Below are 18,085 nucleotides of genomic sequence, written 5' to 3' on the forward strand. Positions count from 1 at the left end.
AGTGGGCCGGTTAACCGGCCCATTTTATTATGCGATTTGTTTCTTGTGCTTATGCTCATTGATCATGGTGAGCAGCAGTAGTAGTACCGCCAGCACCGACCCCGCGATCATCACCATAAAGCCGCCATCCCAGCCGAAGTAATCCACGGTGTAACCGACAATCGCACTGGCCGCAACGGAACCGCCGAGGTAACCGAACAGGCCGGTAAAGCCCGCCGCCGTGCCAGCTGCTTTCTTCGGTGCCAGCTCCAGCGCATGCAGACCAATCAGCATCACCGGACCATAAATCAGGAAACCGATAACGATCATGCACAGCATATCGATGCCTGGATTGCCCGGTGGGTTGAGCCAGTAAATCACGGTGGCGATGGTGACCAGTGTCATAAAGAACACGCCGGTTGCGCCACGGTTGCCGCGGAAGACCTTGTCTGACATCCAGCCGCACAGCAAGGTGCCGGGAATGCCCGCATATTCATAGAAGAAGTATGCCCAGGAGGATTTATCCAGCGTAAAGTGTTTCACTTCTTTCAGGTAAGTGGGTGACCAGTCGAGAATGCCGTAACGCAGCAGATAGACGAAGACGTTAGCCAACGCGATATACCACAGCAACTTATTCGGCAGGATGTACTGCATGAAAATCTGCTTTGCCGACAGCTCCTGCTCATGATTCTCGTTGTAATCTGGCGGGTAATCATTCTTATAGGCTTCAATCGGCGGCAGGCCGCAAGACTGCGGTGTGTCGCGCATCAAGGCGAAGGCAATGATGGCGATGATGATCGCCCCGAACGCGGGCATGTAGAGTGCCGCTTTCCAGTCGTTAAACCATGCCATCCCCAGCAAGAACAGCAGCGGTGGAATGCCGCCACCCACGTTATGCGCGCAGTTCCACACGGAGACAATCCCGCCGCGCTCCTTCTGCGACCACCAGTGCACCATCGTTCGCCCACAAGGCGGCCAGCCCATGCCCTGGAACCAACCACACAGGAACAGCAGCACAAACATCACCATGATGCTTGAGGTCGCCCAAGGCACAAATCCCATGATTAACATCACGGCCGCAGCGAGAATTAACCCTGCGGGTAAAAACACACGCGGGTTAGAGCGGTCAGAAACGGAGCCCATGATGAACTTGGAGAAGCCGTACGCGATGGAGATCCCGGACAGCGCAAAGCCTAGATCGCCGCGTGAGAAGCCCTGTTCGACCAGATAAGGCATCGCCAGCGCGAAGTTTTTACGCACCAGATAGTAGGCCGCGTATCCAAAGAAAATACCGATAAAGATTTGCCAGCGCAGCCGACGGTAGAGCGGATCAACACGATCATCAGCGACTTGCGGCTGATGCGGTGCCGGTTTGAAGATACTCAACATGAGTGTGGCCCTCCAGGGCGCGATATTGTTATGTGTTCCCAGCAGGTTGGGTCAAGCGCCGTGTGGCGTTAAAACAGCACCAAAAGGTTCCATTTCGCGCACAGGATAGTGATGGTTTCGGCACGTTACTGTGATGCGTGACACATTTGTTACAGTTTGATGACATTAAAGAGCGAAATAAACCAAGAAATGTTGGTATTCGCGCATGATGTCTGGCGAGACAGGCCACTTATTCTTGCCTTACATTGTTTGTCTGTATTTTGGTCTGTTGTAAACCAAATAATTCAAACCCATGACGACAGTTTGTTTACACTAGCGCCACTGTTCATTTTGGGATCAATACCGTGCTGTTACTGATCGTTACCACCATTTTGTGGGCTTTTTCCTTTAGTTTGATCGGGGAATACCTCGCCGGCCAGGTTGATTCCTGGTTCTCGGTGCTGATGCGCCTGGCACTTGCGGCCATCATTTTCCTGCCTTTCCTGCGTTGGAAAGGCTATCGCGCCTCCACCATCCTGCTGTATATGCTGGTAGGGATGCTGCAGCTGGGCGTCATGTATCTGCTGAGTTTTGAGGCTTACACCTATCTCAGCGTGTCAGAGTTCCTGCTGTTCACGGTGATGACGCCGCTGTATGTGACGTTGATTTACGACTTGCTCAGCAAGCGTCCACTGCGAATTGGCTATGCATTCAGTGCGCTGCTGGCAGTCGGTGGGGCAGCCATCATCCGTTACGACAAAGTCAGCGACCATTTCTGGTTTGGCCTGCTGCTGGTTCAAGCCGCCAACATCTGCTTTGCCATTGGCATGGTCGGCTACAAGCGCCTGCAGGAAACCCGTCCGATGCCGCAGCACACCGCATTCTCATGGTTCTATCTTGGCGCGGTGATCATCGCCATCATTGCCTGGAGCCTGTGGGGTAACCCGAACAAACTGCCCACCACCTCACTGCAGTGGGGCATTCTGGTGTGGCTGGGCGTGGCGGCATCGGGACTGGGATACTTCATGTGGAACTACGGTGCGACCCAAGTGGATGCGGGTACGCTGGGTATCATGAACAATATGCACGTGCCGGCGGGTTTACTGGTCAATCTGGCCATCTGGCAGGAAAAACCACACTGGCCAAGCTTTATTGCCGGAGCCATCGTGATTTTTGCTTCACTCTACGTTCATAAGCGTTGGGTGCTAGGAAAAAGCAGCGCTTAAGCCAGAGGGATGTGAGATTCCTTCATGATCGGAGCGGCCTATATCCGACCCTGCTCCGATCTCCAAGCGACTACGCCTTTTTCGCTGGCGCCGCAGGACGATGAATCATCGTCAGCCCCTTCAAAAAGTTACGCAGAATCTGGTCACCGCACTCGCGGTAATTCTTATGATCCGGATTGCGGAAAATCGCGCCCACTTCTGCCTGAGACACCTTGAAGTTCGCTTTCAGCAACACTTCCGTGATATCCGTTGTCTTCAAAGCAAAGGCAATACGCAACTTCTTGATAAAAATATTATTATTCATACGGCGCTCCACCGACGGTGCAGGCGCATCTTCACTCTTGCCACGGCGATAGAAAATCAACCCGTTAAGGAAATAGCCCATCAGCACGTCAGGCAATTTACGAAACGCAGCATCATCATCCTTCTTCATCCACGCCTGCACATCTTCCAATGGCACTTCGCTGCCCGCTAAGGCAAAAATCTCCACCACTTTGCTATCGCTCAAATCAAGCATATAGCGCACGCTGCGCAGAACATCGTTACTCGTCATGGTGAAACTCTCTTGGTCGCGGATTGAGGCGGCGCATTATAGAGCAGGCAGGGCAGGGATAACAGCACGGGCGACACACGCCGCCCGCGGGATCATAAAGAAACGGACTGAAGTGAACCCGGACGCGCGGCATCGCGCACAAAGGGCAAATGGTCACAGGCGTGCTGACGGGCAAATCGTACAAACGCCTCTAACACCGGCTGACGTTGCTCGCCATCGCGAACCGCAGCATATAAGCGGCTCCACAAACCGTCACCCAGCGTCTTGGTCACCACCAGGCCCTGCTTCTCAAAACTCTCCACCACCCAATGTGGTAACGCGGCAATGCCCATCTGCGCCGACACCATCTGAATCAACAACAGCGTATTATCCACATTCTTCAAGGCGGGGGTCACGCCAGCGGGTTGCAGAAAATGACGCCAGATATCCAGACGTTGACGCTGAACGGGATAAATCATCAACACTTCATCAGCCAAATCTTCCGGCGAAATATGTTCACGCTGCGCCAGCGGATGATCCGGTGCCAACACCAAACGCACCTCGAAATCAAACATCGGCGTATAGAACAACCCGCTGCGCGGCAAAATATCGGAGGTCAACACCACATCCAGCTCGCCTTGCTGCAATGCTGGCTGGGGATCAAAGGTCACGCCAGATTTAAAATCCATCACCACTTGCGGCCAGCTCTTACGGAAATTACTCAAGGCGGGTGTCAGCCACTGAATACAACTGTGGCACTCAATGGCAATGCGCAGCGTGGTTTGATGCGGCTCGTGGCAATCCTGCAACGCCTGCTGAATCTGCGGCAAAATCTGCTCGGCCAACTGCAGCAAAATCTCCCCCTGCGGCGTAAACCGCAACGGCTGGCTCTTGCGCACAAACAGGCGAAAGCCCAGCCGCTGTTCCAGGTCGCTGAACTGATGAGATAACGCCGATTGTGTCTGATGAAGCTGGGCGGCGGCGGCGGCTAAAGAGCCGGTATTCCGTAACGCCTGCAGCGTTCTCAGGTGTTTGAGTTCGATCATGAGAGTCCTTCACATCGAGATTGAACAGATTGCGCTTGAGGAACATACAGTACCCGCAGAAGATAGCGGTGTAAACATCTGGACGGCTAAACATCTCAAGCAAGCGATACGGCCACTCTCTTTTTGTCCAGTATAAGCCTTCAGCGGACCGCCATCATGCTTGCTGGATGAAGACAATGGGTTCGCATCGTTTGGAGTACACCCAATGAGCATTCTGAACCACACACTCGGTTTCCCTCGCGTTGGTCTGCGTCGTGAACTCAAAAAAGCACTGGAAAGTTACTGGGCAGGCCTCAGCTCGCAACAAGAGCTACTGGCCGTAGGGCGTGAACTGCGGGCCCGACACTGGCAACAGCAAAAAGAGGCGGGCGTAGATTTATTGCCGGTCGGCGATTTCGCCTGGTACGATCACGTACTGAGCACTAGCCTGCTGCTCGGCAATGTGCCCGCACGCCACCAAAACCAAGACGGTTCTATCGATATCGACACCCTGTTCCGCATTGGTCGTGGTCGTGCGCCCAGCGGTGAGCCCGCGGCAGCGGCTGAAATGACCAAATGGTTCAACACCAACTATCACTACATGGTGCCTGAGTTCACCCAAGGCCAGCAGTTCACGCTCAGCTGGACCCAACTGCTGGACGAAGTGGACGAAGCGCTGGCGCTGGGCCACAAGATTAAGCCTGTATTGTTGGGGCCGGTCACCTATCTGTGGCTGGGAAAAGTCAAAGGTGAATCGTTTGATCGCCTGACGCTGCTAAAAGAGATCCTGCCGGTTTACCAGCAGGTCCTGGCAGAACTGAAAAAACGCCGTATCGAATGGGTGCAAATCGACGAACCTGCCCTGGCGCTGGAACTGCCGTTAGCGTGGCGTGATGCCTTCAAACCGGCCTACGCAGCGCTGCAAGGCAACGTCAAACTGCTGCTCACCACCTATTTCGACAGCATTGGTCAGAACCTTGATGTCATCAAAACCCTGCCCGTACAGGGCCTGCATGTTGACCTTGTGCAGGGTAAAGATGACATCCAACACATTCACCAACAGCTGCCCGCTGAATGGCTACTCTCCGTCGGCGTAATTAACGGTCGTAACGTCTGGCGTGCTGACCTGAGTCGCTGGTTTGAATGCCTGAAGCCGCTGGTGGGACTGCGCCAGCAGCTGTGGGTGGGTTCATCGTGCTCACTGCTACATAGCCCGATCGATTTGAGTGTGGAAACCCGGCTGGATGAGGAAATGAAAAGCTGGTTTGCCTTTGCGCTGCAAAAGTGTGCTGAGCTGTCACTGCTGAGCAACGCGCTGAATAATGGAGATGCCGCTTCACTGGCGGCGTGGAGTGCACCGATTCGTGCCCGTGCTCACTCAACGCGTGTTCACAATGCCGCCGTCGAGGCGCGTCTGGCAAAAATTCAGGCTAAAGACGTGGAACGTCCGGGCCACTATCGTGAACGTGCCCAGGCACAGCGTCAGCGCTTCAACCTGCCAGCCTGGCCAACCACCACTATCGGCTCATTCCCGCAGACCACTGAAATCCGCGGCCTGCGTCTCGACTTCAAAAAAGGCAACATCGACAGCGGAAACTACCGCGCGGGTATCGCGCAACACATCAAACAGGCAATTGCCGAACAAGAGCGGCTGGGGCTTGACGTGCTGGTACACGGTGAAGCGGAACGTAACGACATGGTTGAATACTTTGGCGAAAACCTTGATGGCTTCGTGTTCACGCAAAACGGCTGGGTACAAAGCTATGGATCGCGTTGCGTGAAACCACCGGTCATTATTGGCGACATCAGCCGTCCGCAAGCCATCACCGTTGAGTGGGCGCAGTATGCGCAGTCACTGACCGACAAACCGGTTAAAGGCATGCTCACCGGCCCCGTCACGATTCTGTGCTGGTCATTCCCGCGCGAGGACGTGACGCGTGAAACCATCGCCAAACAAATTGCGTTGGCACTGCGTGATGAAGTGGAAGATCTGGAAAAAGCCGGGATCGGCATCATCCAGATTGATGAACCGGCGCTGCGTGAAGGCCTGCCACTGCACCAGTCTGAATGGGCGGCCTATCTGAAATGGGCGGTTGATGCTTTCCGCCTCAACGCCGCGGTGGCGCAAAATGCGACCCAGATCCACACCCACATGTGTTACTGCGAGTTCAATGACATAATGGATGCGATTGCCGCACTGGATGCCGACGTCATCACCATCGAAACCTCGCGTTCCGATATGGATCTGCTGGAGGCGTTTAAAGTGTTTGAATACCCTAACGAAATTGGCCCCGGCGTCTATGACATCCACTCTCCTAACGTGCCAAGTGTGGCCTGGATGGAAGACCTGCTGCGCAAAGCGGCGCTGAGTATCCCTGAAGAGCGTTTGTGGGTGAATCCTGACTGTGGGTTGAAAACCCGTGGCTGGACGGAGACGCGTCAGGCTCTGGCGAACATGGTCAAAGCGGCGCAAAACCTGCGGGGTGAAAAGGCTTAACAGGGGCATTTGGGGGCGCGAGTGCGCCCCTGACTGATCAGGCGTTGGGTGCTACGCCATACTGCTTAAACCACGCTAACATGCGCGCCCAGCCATCGGCGGCAGAATCGGCGTGATAGCTTGGTCGATAATCCGCGTTGAAAGCGTGGCCCGCTTCTGGGTAAACCACAATCTCTGCTTTGGCATTGGCAGCGTGCAGCGCCTGACGCATCTTATCAATGCTCTCCAGCGGGATACTTTCATCCTTACCGCCATACAAACCCAGTACCGGTGCGGTGAGATCCACGGCGACATCAATCGGATGCTTCTGCTGCTTCAAGGTTTTTTCACCTTCCAGGCGTCCATACCAGGCGGCGGCGGCACGTACCTGCGGGTTGTGCGCGGCAAACAGCCAGCTAATTCGTCCACCCCAGCAGAAACCGGTAATCGCCATGCGACGTATATCACCGTCATGACGTGCCGCCCAGTTCGCCACATGATCGAGATCCGACAGCACCTGCGAATCAGGCACTTTGCTCACTAACTCTTTAAATAAAGTAGGGATATCGCTGTAGTCACTTGGGTCACCCTCACGGAAGTAAAGTTCAGGCGCCACGGCCAGATAACCTTCCAGTGCCAGTCGGCGGCACAGATCGCGAATATGCTCGTGCACACCGAAAATCTCCTGCACTACCAGGACGACCGGTAGCGTCCCCTCATACACTTTCGGGCGCGCGAAATAAGCCGGAAGATTTTCGCCCTGGCTCGGCACCGATGTCTCACCGCTGTGAATCGTGTCACTGGAGGTGGTAATCGTACTGCTTGCGATGGGCTGAACCGCAGGGGCGAAACCACCGGCGGCAGATTTTTGTGCCATATTGTCTTCGGTTTTCATTGTTCTCTCCGTGCTAGCAAATGCGCAATCACGTAACTATAGCCTGCTTCAGGAGCCAGGCTGATGTAGGGTTGATGTGTTCTTCTTCTCTATTAACACTGCCAACCGAACGAACACAGCACCGCTTGTAGCAATTCAGAATTGCCAACTGCTAATGTGTGATCCATATCACGTTATTATTTTCTGATAATGTAAATTTCATAATTAATAGTGAAATTAGTCACATATTTATGCCACTCGCTGACGTAGAGTGGCGCGCATATCCTCTCTCTATCAGGAGTCTGTTATGGCCCAGTCTGACGTTTTTCACCTTGGTATCACTAAAGCCGATCTGAAAGGAGCCACATTGGCTATCGTTCCCGGCGATCCAGAGCGCGTGAAAAAAATCGCAGCGCTGATGGATAGCCCACAGCACCTCGCCTCGCACCGTGAATTCACCACTTACCTGGCGGAAGTGGATGGCAAGCCTGTGGTGGTGTGCTCAACCGGCATTGGCGGTCCGTCCACCTCTATCGCGGTGGAAGAGTTAGCGCAGTTGGGTGTACGTACTTTCTTACGCGTCGGCACCACCGGTGCGATCCAGCCGAATATCAACGTCGGTGATGTGTTGGTCACCACCGCTTCGGTGCGTCTTGACGGGGCCAGCTTGCACTTCGCGCCGATGGAATTCCCGGCGGTGGCAGATTTCACCTGTACCACCGCGCTGGTGGCTGCAGCAGAAGCCTGTGGTGCTAAAACGCACATCGGTATTACCGCTTCTTCTGACACCTTCTATCCGGGCCAGGAACGCTACGATACCTTCTCAGGACGTGTGGTGAATCGCTTCCAGGGCTCAATGCAAGAGTGGCAGCAAATGGGCGTGCTCAACTATGAGATGGAATCCGCTACACTATTAACCATGTGCGCCAGTCAGGGGCTGAGAGCGGGCATGGTGGCGGGTGTCATCGTTAACCGTACGCAAAAAGAGATCCCGGATGCGGCGACCATGAAACAGACCGAAAGTGATGCGGTGAAGATTGTGGTTGAAGCAGCGCGTCGCTTAATTTAGTGCGCAAGGCAAAGGATGATTCGAGACCGGACTTATAGGGATCTCAGCAATTGCCTGATTAAATTGCGCACAATTTCAGCTGATTCTGAGAACAAACTATGCGCAAAACGGTTTCTGCTCCTCGTCCTGCCCTGGTAAACCCTGCCGCTGCGGCGCAATCACGTATTGAAGGCGTTGCAGCGCGTTTTCGTCAGGCCATGGCGGCCTCTGATTTTCCCGTTGCATGCCGGTGCTGTGAAGAAGTGCTGCGCGTCATGCCCCACAACATGCAGGTGCTGAGCGACTATGCACTAACGCTGATGCGGATCGGGGATTACAAAAAATCCTACAAGACCTATCAAAAAATCTACCAGGCGCCAGCCGCGCAGCGTGCGCAGGCTTCTGAAACCTGGCTCGATGGCTTAACTGAAGTGTGTGGATGGCTGGGAAAACCGGAAGAAGTGGCCCGTTATGGCCGGGAATCGCTGGAAAAATCAGATGCGATTTTCCGCCAGGGCAACAAGGTGGCTTTTCCTGTGGGAACACCACCGCCGTTTAATCCTGGCAGTCCCAACGAAAACATCATCTCTTTCAGCCTGTATGGTGGGCAGCCGCGCTATTGCGAAACGCTGATCAAAAATATCGACGTCGCCCGCGAGCTTTATCCCAGCTGGATCTGCCGGGTTTATCTCGACGATAGCGTGCCACCGCATGTCTGGCAGCGTCTGAAGCAGCCCAATACCCAGCTGGTGGATATGTCGCACGAGAAAACCATTTTCCCGACACTGTGGCGCTTCCTGGTGATGGATGACCCCGGCGTCAAACGCTACATCGTGCGTGACGCCGACTCTTTGCTCTCTGAACGTGAAGTGGCGGCAGTGGATGCCTGGCTTGCCTCGCCTTACTGGTTCCACCATATGCGCGACTATTTCACCCATACCGAACTTTTGCTGGCGGGGATGTGGGGCGGCTGTCACGGCGTGTTCCACAACGTTGAGCAGCAGATGCGTGATTTTATTGCGCAGTACAGCGGCAGTGAACGTTTCACCGATCAGTACTTCCTCAAAGTGGCGCTGTGGCCGACGGTACGAGAAAGTGTGTTGAATCATGATGATCTGTTCCAGTTTCATCATGCACAGGCTTGGCCCGCGCATCTGCCGATTCGCTGGCAGACCGACCGCTTCCATGTTGGCAGTAATGCCGGATTTTCCAGCATGGCGGGTAAAGTCGAAAACATGATCGACGGCTGGCAGCAGGTTGAGCTGACCTGTGATGGGCAAAGCTGGCGCTATCCCGCCAAGGTCAAAGACAGCGAATGGATGCTGCCAATGCCATTTTTCCTGATTGATGCATGGAAAGCGGGGGAATTGACGGTAAAAGCACTGCCAGTCAGTGACTGAAGCCAGTCAATCAAACCAACGCGCCTGCGACTCGAAACCGAAGGCGTAAATCGGTCTGGACATTTATACAGTAGCATTTTACCTTTTCCCCCAGCGAATCGATCCGCGGGGGAATTATGGATCAGCAACTTATCATTAGCGGCGCGCTGGCGCTGGCCGGATTGGGCATTGGCTGGATACTGGCCCAATTGCGCGCCGGTCAACAGCACGCCAGCTTCACCACTGAACGGCGCCTGCTGGAAGAGGCGCAGCAGCGTCAGCAGCAACAGCATGAGCATCTGCAGCAGCAAATCCAGCAGCGCGAACAAGAGTTGCGCCAACTGCACGGTGCGCTCAGCGGGGCACAGGAAAGACTGCAACAGCTTGATTACTGGCGCGGCGAAAGCGAGCAGCTTAGCCGGGAGCTGCGTAATCAGCTGGAAGTGAACAGTGCGCAGGAAGCCGAGTTACGCGAAGTCACGATACGTCTGGAAGAGACGCGTTATGGCGCGGAAGAGAAGCAGCGCTTGCTGACCAACAGCGAGCAGCGTCTCAGCGCTCAGTTTGAAAATCTCGCCAATCGCATTTTCGAAAACAGCGGGCGCCGCGTTGACGAGCAAAATCGCCAAAGCCTCAACAGCCTGATTGGCCCGCTGCGCGAACAGCTGGATGGTTTTCGGCGTCAGGTACATGACAGCTTTGGCCAGGAAGCGCGTGAACGTCATACGCTGGCGCATGAAATCCGTCAGTTACAGCAGCTGAATGTGCAGATGGCACAGGAAGCGGTAAACCTGACCAAAGCGCTGAAGGGCGACAACAAAATTCAGGGAAACTGGGGCGAAGTGGTACTGGCCCGGGTACTGGAAGCCTCAGGGCTGCGTGAAGGCCACGAATATGAGACGCAGGTCAGCGTGCAGCTGGAGCAGCAGGGCAGGATGCAACCGGATGTCATCGTGCGGCTGCCGCAGGGCAAGGATGTGGTGATTGATGCCAAGATGACGTTGATCGCCTATGAACGCTATTTCAACGCGGAAGATGAAGCCATGCGCGAGCAGGCCATTCAGGAACACGTCAGCGCCATGCGTGGCCATATCCGCTTGCTGGGGCGAAAAGATTATCAACAATTGCCCGGTTTACGCTCTCTGGATTATGTGTTGATGTTTATTCCGGTTGAGCCGGCGTTCTTGTTAGCGATCGATCGCCAGCCAGAGCTGATCAGCGAAGCTCTGCAGCAAAACATCATGTTAGTCAGCCCAACAACCTTGCTGGTGGCGCTGCGTACCATCAACAACTTGTGGCGTTATGAGCATCAGAGCCGTAACGCCCAACGTATCGCCGACCGCGCTGCGCGGCTGTACGACAAGATGCGACTGTTTGTGGATGATATGAGTGGCATTGGTCACAACCTCGATAAAGCCCAGCAAAGTTACCAGCAGGCGATGAAGAAGCTGGCGGAAGGGCGCGGTAACCTGATTGCGCAAAGTGAGGCTTTCCGATCGCTCGGCGTGGAGATCAAACGGCCGATTAATCCTCAGTTGGTCGAGCAAGCGCAGCCGGAGGATGCGGACGAGGATTGGGCCGATGACAGTGAGCCCGATGAAAAGCCAGCAGATTCTTCACCTGCTTCGCTGCGCCGCATCAACGAATAGCACGGTGGTCACGTGCTCGCGTAGCGTGACTCTGATACACTTCGGCAAGAATTGTTTGTGGAACAGGTAAACCCGATGGCAGATGAATCACAGCAGGAAACTACTCATTTTGGCTTTAAGACCGTCGCGAAAAGCGAAAAGGCCGATAAAGTCGCGGACGTGTTTCATTCCGTAGCGGCAAAATATGACCTGATGAACGATCTGATGTCGTTTGGCATCCATCGTGTCTGGAAGCGTTTTACGATTGACAGCAGCGGCGTACGCCGTGGTCAACGTGTATTGGATCTGGCCGGTGGCACCGGTGATTTAACGGCGAAATTCTCCCGCCTGGTGGGTGAAACCGGTCAGGTGGTGTTAGCGGACATCAACAGCTCGATGCTGAAAATGGGCCGTGAGAAGCTGCGCAACATGGGCGTGTCAGGCAACGTCAGCTATGTGCAGGCTAACGCTGAAGCATTGCCGTTCCCGGATAACTATTTCGATTGCATCACCATCTCGTTCGGCCTGCGTAACGTCACCGAAAAAGAGAAGGCACTGGCATCGATGTTCCGCGTGCTGAAGCCGGGTGGTCGTCTGCTGGTGCTGGAGTTTTCTAAACCGGTGCTGGAACCGCTGAGCAAAGCCTACGATACCTATTCATTCCACATTTTGCCGCGTATCGGCCAACTGGTGGCGCAGGATGCGGAAAGCTATCGCTACCTGGCAGAATCCATTCGTATGCATCCCGATCAGGAAACCCTGAAAGCGATGATGAACGATGCCGGCTTTGAAAATACCACCTATTTCAACATGACAGGCGGTATTGTGGCGCTGCATCGCGGCTTTAAGTTCTGATTAATCATGACTTTTACCCCGCTTATTACCGGCGGTCTTGAGACCGCCCTCAATCGTGTTCTCTATCGCGATCGTAGTTTGAAAGCTGCGCGCCAGCGTCTGGCGGGCAAAGTGTTAACGCTGCGCCTGCAAGAGCTGGATTTCCCGCTGGTGCTGGTGTTCAGCGAATCACAGCTGGATGTGCTGAGTGACTGGCAAGACAGCAGCGATTGCAGCGTCAGTCTGCGCTTGAGCACTCTGCCGAAGCTGCGCGATCGTCAGCAACTCACCAGCCTGATCCGCAGCGGTGAGCTGGACGTAGAAGGCGATCTGCAGGTGGTGCAGCAGTTTTCTGCATTGATGGATCTTGCTGAACTCGAGCCAGCAGAGTATCTCGCACCCTGGATTGGTGATATTGCAGCGCAGGGCGTGAGCCAGGCTGCACAGCATGCGTTGAAATTCGTGCAGAAGCAGGTTACGCGTCGGCAGGACTATCTTGGCCAGGTATTGACTGAAGAGTGGCGTGTCGCGCCGGGCGCATTAGAACTTGCCTGGTTCTGCGAGGAGGTCGAAGCGATGGAACGTTCGCTTAATGCGTTTGAAACGCGTTTAGCACAGCTGGAGGCGAAATGACGCTGGGAGAAATTCGGCGCTTATACTTCATTATCAAGATCTTCCTGACCTACGGTCTTGATGAACTGATCCCCCACATGCGCATCACGTTGCCGCTGCGAATCTGGCGACGCTGTATTTTCTGGATCCCCAACAAACACAAAAATGATTCAACGGGCGTGCGCATTCGTCTGGCAATGGAGCAGCTCGGTCCGGTGTGGATCAAGTTCGGTCAAATGCTCTCAACGCGCCGGGATCTTTTCCCACCGGCGATTGCCGATGAGCTGGCGGTATTGCAGGACCGAGTGGCCCCCTTTGATGGCCTGAAAGCGAAAGAGCAGATTGAGCGCTCGATTGGTGGCCCGGTGGAGACCTGGTTTGATGATTTTGACATTAAGCCGCTGGCTTCCGCTTCAATTGCTCAGGTGCACACCGCCACGTTGAAATCCAACGGTCGCGAGGTGGTGATCAAAGTGATCCGCCCGGACATCCTGCCGGTGATCAAAGCGGACATGAAGCTGATTTATCGCATGGCGCGTTGGGTGCCGCGTCTGTTGCCGGATGGACGTCGTCTGCGCCCGGTTGAAGTGGTGCGCGATTACGAAAAAACGCTGCTTGATGAACTCAATCTGCTGCGCGAAGCAGCGAATGCGATTCAGCTGCGTCGAAACTTTGAACAGAGCCACATGCTGTATGTGCCGGAAGTCTTCTCCGATTACTGCAGCGAATCCATGATGGTGATGGAGCGTATTTACGGCATCCCGATTTCCGATGTGGCGGCGCTGGAGCAGCATGGCGTCAATATGAAGATCCTGGCAGAACGCGGTGTGCAGGTGTTCTTCACCCAGGTTTTCCGCGACAGCTTCTTCCATGCTGACATGCATCCGGGCAACATCTTCGTCAGCTATGACCACCCTGAAGATCCGCAATATATCGGCATTGATTGCGGCATCGTAGGCTCACTGAATAAAGAAGATAAGCGTTATCTGGCGGAAAACTTTATCGCTTTCTTCAACCGTGACTACCGCAAAGTCGCCGAATTGCATGTGGATTCAGGCTGGGTACCGCCGGATACCAATGTCGAAGATTTCGAATTCGCTATCCGAACGGTATGCGAACCGATTTTCGAGAAGCCACTGGCAGAGATCTCATTTGGACACGTGCTGTTGAACCTGTTCAACACGGCGCGTCGTTTCAACATGGAAGTGCAGCCCCAACTGGTGCTGTTGCAAAAAACCTTGCTGTATATCGAAGGCATTGGTCGTCAGCTTTATCCGCAGCTGGATTTATGGAAAACCGCTAAGCCATTTCTGGAAGACTGGATCAAAGATCAGATTGGCATTCCGGCCATTTTGCGCGCAGTCAAAGACAAGGCGCCTTTCTGGGCCGAGAAGCTGCCTGAGTTGCCTGAATTGTTCTATGACAGCATGCGTCAGCATAAATTATTGCAGCACAGTGTCGATAAGCTGGTGAGCGACATGAACGCACAGCGCACACGTCATCACAAGGCACGTTATCTGTTTGGGGTAGGGGCTACACTGTTATTAAGTGGCACCGCAGTGCTGTTAAGTCGACCTGACTGGGATTTCTTCCCCGCGCTTTTAATGGCCGCTGGCATCGTGACCTGGCTTATCGGCTGGCGTAAGACAAACTGATTGTCTGCCTGGTGCAAATCGCGTAATGTCGCAAGCTAAAGCCCGAATTCATACGGGCTTTCTGTGCGTTACATTCAATAGTTTTTCACAGAATATTAGAGGCATATCTCATGGGCGGTATCAGTATTTGGCAATTGTTAATCATTGCCGTCATTGTTGTACTTCTGTTCGGTACCAATAAACTTCGCAACCTGGGTTCGGATTTAGGTTCTTCCATTCGTGGCTTCAAAAAAGCCATGGGCGATGAAGACGATAAAAAGGATCAACCGAAAGAGCAGGACGCTGACTTCAACGCCAAAACTCTGGCAGACAAACAGCAAACCTCGGCGAGCAAAGACGACGCCCGAGACAAGTAAGGGTTAACTGTGTTCGATATTGGTTTTAGTGAACTGGTATTGGTGTTCGTTATTGGGCTGATCGTACTGGGCCCACAGCGATTACCGGTTGCGGTGAAAACCGTCGTGGGCTGGATTCGAGCGATTCGTTCCCTGGCTGCTAACGTGCAAAACGAACTGGCGCAGGAGCTGAAACTGCAGGAATTGCAGGACAGCCTGAAAAAAGTCGAAGAAGCAGGCCGCGGCTCGTTGTCGCCGGAGCTGAAAGAGTCCATGGAAGAACTGCGTAAAACCGCGGACTCGATGAAACGTTCTGTGCAGCAAAGTATCGATATCGAGAAAGCGGAAGATGAAGCCAACACCATTCATCAATCGCAGCCTGTTGCCGCGCAACCTGCTACCTCTCCTCAGCCTGGGGTGACCCCGGCATCCGCAGAGCAGCAGGCCAGCGCACCGGCACAGGCACCTCAACCTGTGACAACGGCGCCAGCGGAGACAGCGGCACCCGCCAGTGCTCCGCACAATACGACGCCGACACCTACCGTAAAAGATGAACGATAAACATGGCCGTTGAAGATACCCAACCGCTCATCAGCCACCTGATTGAGCTGCGTAAGCGTTTGTTGAACTGCATTATTGCGGTGTTTGCTATCTTTTTGTGCCTGGTCTATTTCGCTAACGACATCTACCACTTGGTGGCGTCACCGCTGATCAGCCAAATGCCGGCCGGTGCCAGTATGATCGCCACCGATGTGGCATCACCGTTCTTTACCCCGATTAAGCTCACCATCATTGTTTCGGTCTTTCTTGCCGTGCCGGTGATCCTTTATCAGGTATGGGCATTTGTGGCGCCTGCGCTGTATCGCCATGAACGTAAGCTGGTCATGCCGTTGCTGTTCTCCAGTACGCTACTGTTCTACGTGGGTGTGGCCTTTGCCTATTTCATCGTCTTCCCGCTGGCGTTTGGCTTCTTTGCTAAGACCGCACCGCAAGGTGTGACTATCGCGACTGATATCACCAACTACCTCGACTTTGTCATGACCATCTTCATGGCGTTTGGCGTGGCGTTTGAAGTCCCAATTGCGATTGTGTTGCTGTGCTGGACCGGTATTACCACACCGGAAGATTTGAAAAAGAAACGTCCTTATATTCTGGTTGGCGCATTTGTGGTTGGGATGTTGCTCACACCGCCGGATATTTTCTCGCAAACTTTGCTCGCTATTCCGATGTACTGCCTGTTTGAAGTCGGCGTATTCTTCTCCCGCTACTATGTGGGAAAAGGTCGCAAAGCGTCAGAGGACGAGGAACAGAACACTGAATCCTGATGTCTTTTGAGCAGGGCTTCCCGTCAGCGAGCGGGTGAATCAATCGAAACCGCCCTCTGGGCGGTTTTTATTTGGGAGAAAACATGTTTGATATCGGTGTAAACCTGACCAGCACGCAATTCGCAAAAGATCGCGAGCAGGTTGTGAAACGTGCGCGCGAAGCAGGCGTCACCGGCCTGTTAATTACCGGAACTAATGCCCTGGAGAGCCAACAGGCGCGCCAGTTAGCGGCACTGCATCCAGGTTACTGCTGGTCCACGGCCGGGGTGCATCCTCATCACGCCAGTGAATGGTCGGCAGAGACAGCGAATACGCTACGTCGTCTGGCCGAGAGCGAGCAGGTGGTGGCGATTGGGGAGTGCGGTCTCGATTTTAATCGCAACCTGGCCGCTCACGATCAACAAGAGTATGCGTTTGATGCGCAGCTGGCGCTGGCGGCAGAATTGCAGTTGCCGGTATTTCTGCACTGTCGGGAAGCGCATGACCGTTTCGCGGCTGTGCTGGGGCCGTGGCTGCCGAAATTAGTGGGTGCAGTGGTGCATTGCTTTACCGGTACACGCGAGGAGCTGGAATCCTGCCTGGCACTGGGCTTATCGGTGGGCATTACCGGCTGGGTGTGCGATGAGCGACGTGGCATGGAACTGCGTGAGTTGTTACCGCTGATTCCCTCTGAGCGTCTGCTGCTGGAAACCGACGCGCCGTATTTGCTCCCGCGCGATATGCATCCACGCCCCCCTTCACGTCGTAATGAACCCTGCTTCCTGCCGCATATCGTGCAGCAAGTGGCAAACTGGCGTGGGGAAGAGGCGGAAGCGTTAGGCTTGCAGGTGGATAGCAACGCGCGCCAACTTTTTAAGCTGGCTTAGACTTTACGGAACTGTTTGTTGTCGACGCTGCGCATCACTTGCTTGTTCAGCAAATTCAGCAGCAACACTGAGCGGGTTTCGCCATCGGGTTCGGCAAAGATGGCGCGCAGCCCTTCAAAGGTGCCTTCGGTGATGATCACTTCATCACCGCTTTGTGGCGTTTCCGGGTCCAGCATAATTTGTGGCACATCGGTTTGCAGCGCTTCGATCACTTCACTGGATACAGTGGCCGGTTGCGCACCAAAGCGCACGAAGTGGCTGACGCCGCGCGTGCTGCTGATTGTGGTTGTGTGAATCGCTTCGGGGTCAAACTCGATAAACAGATAGTTTGGAAACAGCGGCTCACTCACCGTGGTGCGTTTGCCGCGCACAATCTTCTCCAGAGCGATCATTGGGCTGAGGCAATTCACCTCTTGCCGCTCAAGATGCTCTTTCGCGCGCAACAGCTGTCCACGTTTGCAATAGAGTAAGTACCAGGATTCCATAACTGCTCCCAAATATTGGACGCTAAGAATAACAAACCTGCTGTCAGAGTTATAGCGCATCGGCCAGCGGAAACGCGGCTGAGAAATAAAAATCACTACGAATTTTCCGATTGGTGCGGCTTATTAACGCTTTCTTGCAAGAAAATTGACGGCTGATGACCATCTGTATCAGACTCCCTCTCCATCTTTCGCATGAATTTGAAAAGGGCTGGCTGATGGAACTGTTCTTGTTGAGTAATGGCAAAGTGGCTGATGATACGCCTTTGCTGAGCTACGCACACCCGCAACTGCACGCCATGATCGCGCAGCGGGGCATTACCTCGGCGGTGCTGGTGCCGTATGCCATCATTCGTGGTGATCACGCACAGCGCGCGCAAGACTTATCCGACTCTCTGGGCATTCAGGTGCGCACCGTGCACGAATTCTCTTCGCCGGTGG

General features: G+C 54.2%; 17 protein-coding genes and 1 pseudogene. 13 read left to right on the plus strand and 5 right to left on the minus strand.

The genetic code is table 11. The annotated features are described in order from the left end of the window. Nucleotides 1-27: 27 nt before the first annotated feature. On the minus strand, nt 28-1,368 hold the full coding sequence (gene glpT, locus PSSD_RS07780; protein ID WP_058970353.1) for a glycerol-3-phosphate transporter: 1,341 nt from the start codon (nt 1,366-1,368) through the stop codon (nt 28-30). A 344-nt stretch (nt 1,369-1,712) separates the two neighbouring features. Between glpT and PSSD_RS07785 the strand changes: the two genes are divergently transcribed. Then, entirely contained in the window at nt 1,713-2,573 is an 861-nt protein-coding gene (locus tag PSSD_RS07785; RefSeq protein ID WP_058970356.1) for a carboxylate/amino acid/amine transporter, read from the plus strand. Between the two features lie 70 nt (nt 2,574-2,643). Here PSSD_RS07785 and PSSD_RS07790 read toward each other — a convergent pair whose 3' ends face one another. Next, nucleotides 2,644-3,126: a YehS family protein gene (locus PSSD_RS07790; RefSeq protein ID WP_058970358.1), complete on the minus strand. Its 483-nt coding sequence runs from the start codon at nt 3,124-3,126 to the stop codon at nt 2,644-2,646. 92 nt (nt 3,127-3,218) lie between these two features. After that, the gene (gene metR, locus PSSD_RS07795; protein WP_039329256.1) at nt 3,219-4,151 is read right to left on the minus strand and encodes an HTH-type transcriptional regulator MetR; all 933 of its coding nucleotides are present in this window, start codon (nt 4,149-4,151) and stop codon (nt 3,219-3,221) included. A gap of 205 nt (nt 4,152-4,356) precedes the next feature. Here metR and metE point away from each other — a divergent pair, with 205 nt between their 5' ends. After that, complete coding sequence (metE, locus tag PSSD_RS07800) at nt 4,357-6,627, plus strand: 5-methyltetrahydropteroyltriglutamate--homocysteine S-methyltransferase (RefSeq protein ID WP_058970360.1); 2,271 nt, start codon at nt 4,357-4,359, stop codon at nt 6,625-6,627. A 37-nt stretch (nt 6,628-6,664) separates the two neighbouring features. On the opposite strand, the gene PSSD_RS07805 is transcribed toward metE, so the two are convergent. Continuing rightward, a complete protein-coding gene (locus PSSD_RS07805; protein WP_058970361.1) occupies nt 6,665-7,501 on the minus strand; it encodes a dienelactone hydrolase family protein in 837 nt (278 codons plus the stop codon). Nucleotides 7,502-7,787: 286 nt separating this feature from the next. On the opposite strand from PSSD_RS07805, the gene udp reads away from it, so the two are divergent. The 10 genes from udp to tatD all read left to right on the plus strand — a co-directional run bounded on the left by udp (nt 7,788) and on the right by tatD (nt 17,162). Beyond that, entirely contained in the window at nt 7,788-8,549 is a 762-nt protein-coding gene (gene udp, locus PSSD_RS07810; RefSeq protein WP_058970363.1) for a uridine phosphorylase, read from the plus strand. A 98-nt stretch (nt 8,550-8,647) separates the two neighbouring features. Next, nucleotides 8,648-9,928: a tetratricopeptide repeat protein gene (locus PSSD_RS07815; RefSeq protein WP_058970365.1), complete on the plus strand. Its 1,281-nt coding sequence runs from the start codon at nt 8,648-8,650 to the stop codon at nt 9,926-9,928. Nucleotides 9,929-10,044: 116 nt separating this feature from the next. After that, nucleotides 10,045-11,556 carry a DNA recombination protein RmuC gene (rmuC, locus tag PSSD_RS07820; RefSeq protein WP_058970367.1) on the plus strand — a complete coding sequence of 504 codons (1,512 nt, stop codon included), beginning with the start codon at nt 10,045-10,047 and terminating at the stop codon, nt 11,554-11,556. Between the two features lie 75 nt (nt 11,557-11,631). Next, on the plus strand, nt 11,632-12,390 hold the full coding sequence (ubiE, locus tag PSSD_RS07825) for a bifunctional demethylmenaquinone methyltransferase/2-methoxy-6-polyprenyl-1,4-benzoquinol methylase UbiE (RefSeq protein ID WP_039329266.1): 759 nt from the start codon (nt 11,632-11,634) through the stop codon (nt 12,388-12,390). Nucleotides 12,391-12,396: 6 nt separating this feature from the next. After that, complete coding sequence (gene ubiJ, locus PSSD_RS07830) at nt 12,397-13,002, plus strand: ubiquinone biosynthesis protein UbiJ (RefSeq protein ID WP_058970369.1); 606 nt, start codon at nt 12,397-12,399, stop codon at nt 13,000-13,002. Further along, complete coding sequence (ubiB, locus tag PSSD_RS07835) at nt 12,999-14,636, plus strand: ubiquinone biosynthesis regulatory protein kinase UbiB (RefSeq protein ID WP_039329269.1); 1,638 nt, start codon at nt 12,999-13,001, stop codon at nt 14,634-14,636. The genes ubiJ and ubiB overlap by 4 nt, the downstream gene beginning before the upstream one ends. Nucleotides 14,637-14,746: 110 nt before the next feature. Further along, nucleotides 14,747-14,992 (plus strand): Sec-independent protein translocase subunit TatA, encoded by a 246-nt coding sequence (gene tatA / locus PSSD_RS07840; protein WP_038643775.1) that lies wholly within the window; start codon nt 14,747-14,749, stop codon nt 14,990-14,992. 9 nt (nt 14,993-15,001) lie between these two features. Next, nucleotides 15,002-15,532, plus strand: a complete 531-nt coding sequence (tatB, locus tag PSSD_RS07845) for a Sec-independent protein translocase protein TatB (protein WP_039329271.1) — start codon at nt 15,002-15,004, stop codon at nt 15,530-15,532. A gap of 2 nt (nt 15,533-15,534) precedes the next feature. Continuing rightward, entirely contained in the window at nt 15,535-16,296 is a 762-nt protein-coding gene (gene tatC / locus PSSD_RS07850; protein WP_058970371.1) for a Sec-independent protein translocase subunit TatC, read from the plus strand. 83 nt (nt 16,297-16,379) lie between these two features. Continuing rightward, nucleotides 16,380-17,162 (plus strand): 3'-5' ssDNA/RNA exonuclease TatD, encoded by a 783-nt coding sequence (tatD, locus tag PSSD_RS07855; RefSeq protein ID WP_058970373.1) that lies wholly within the window; start codon nt 16,380-16,382, stop codon nt 17,160-17,162. On the opposite strand, the gene rfaH is transcribed toward tatD, so the two are convergent. After that, entirely contained in the window at nt 17,159-17,647 is a 489-nt protein-coding gene (gene rfaH, locus PSSD_RS07860; RefSeq protein WP_039329275.1) for a transcription/translation regulatory transformer protein RfaH, read from the minus strand. The genes tatD and rfaH overlap by 4 nt on opposite strands. 215 nt (nt 17,648-17,862) lie before the next feature. Between rfaH and PSSD_RS07865 the strand changes: the two are divergent. Then, a pseudogene (locus PSSD_RS07865) lies at nt 17,863-18,085 on the plus strand (dipeptidase PepE); the annotation flags it as partial.

The organism is Type-D symbiont of Plautia stali, from assembly GCF_001485335.1.
Classification (GTDB): Bacteria; Pseudomonadota; Gammaproteobacteria; order Enterobacterales; family Enterobacteriaceae; genus Pantoea; species Pantoea vagans_C.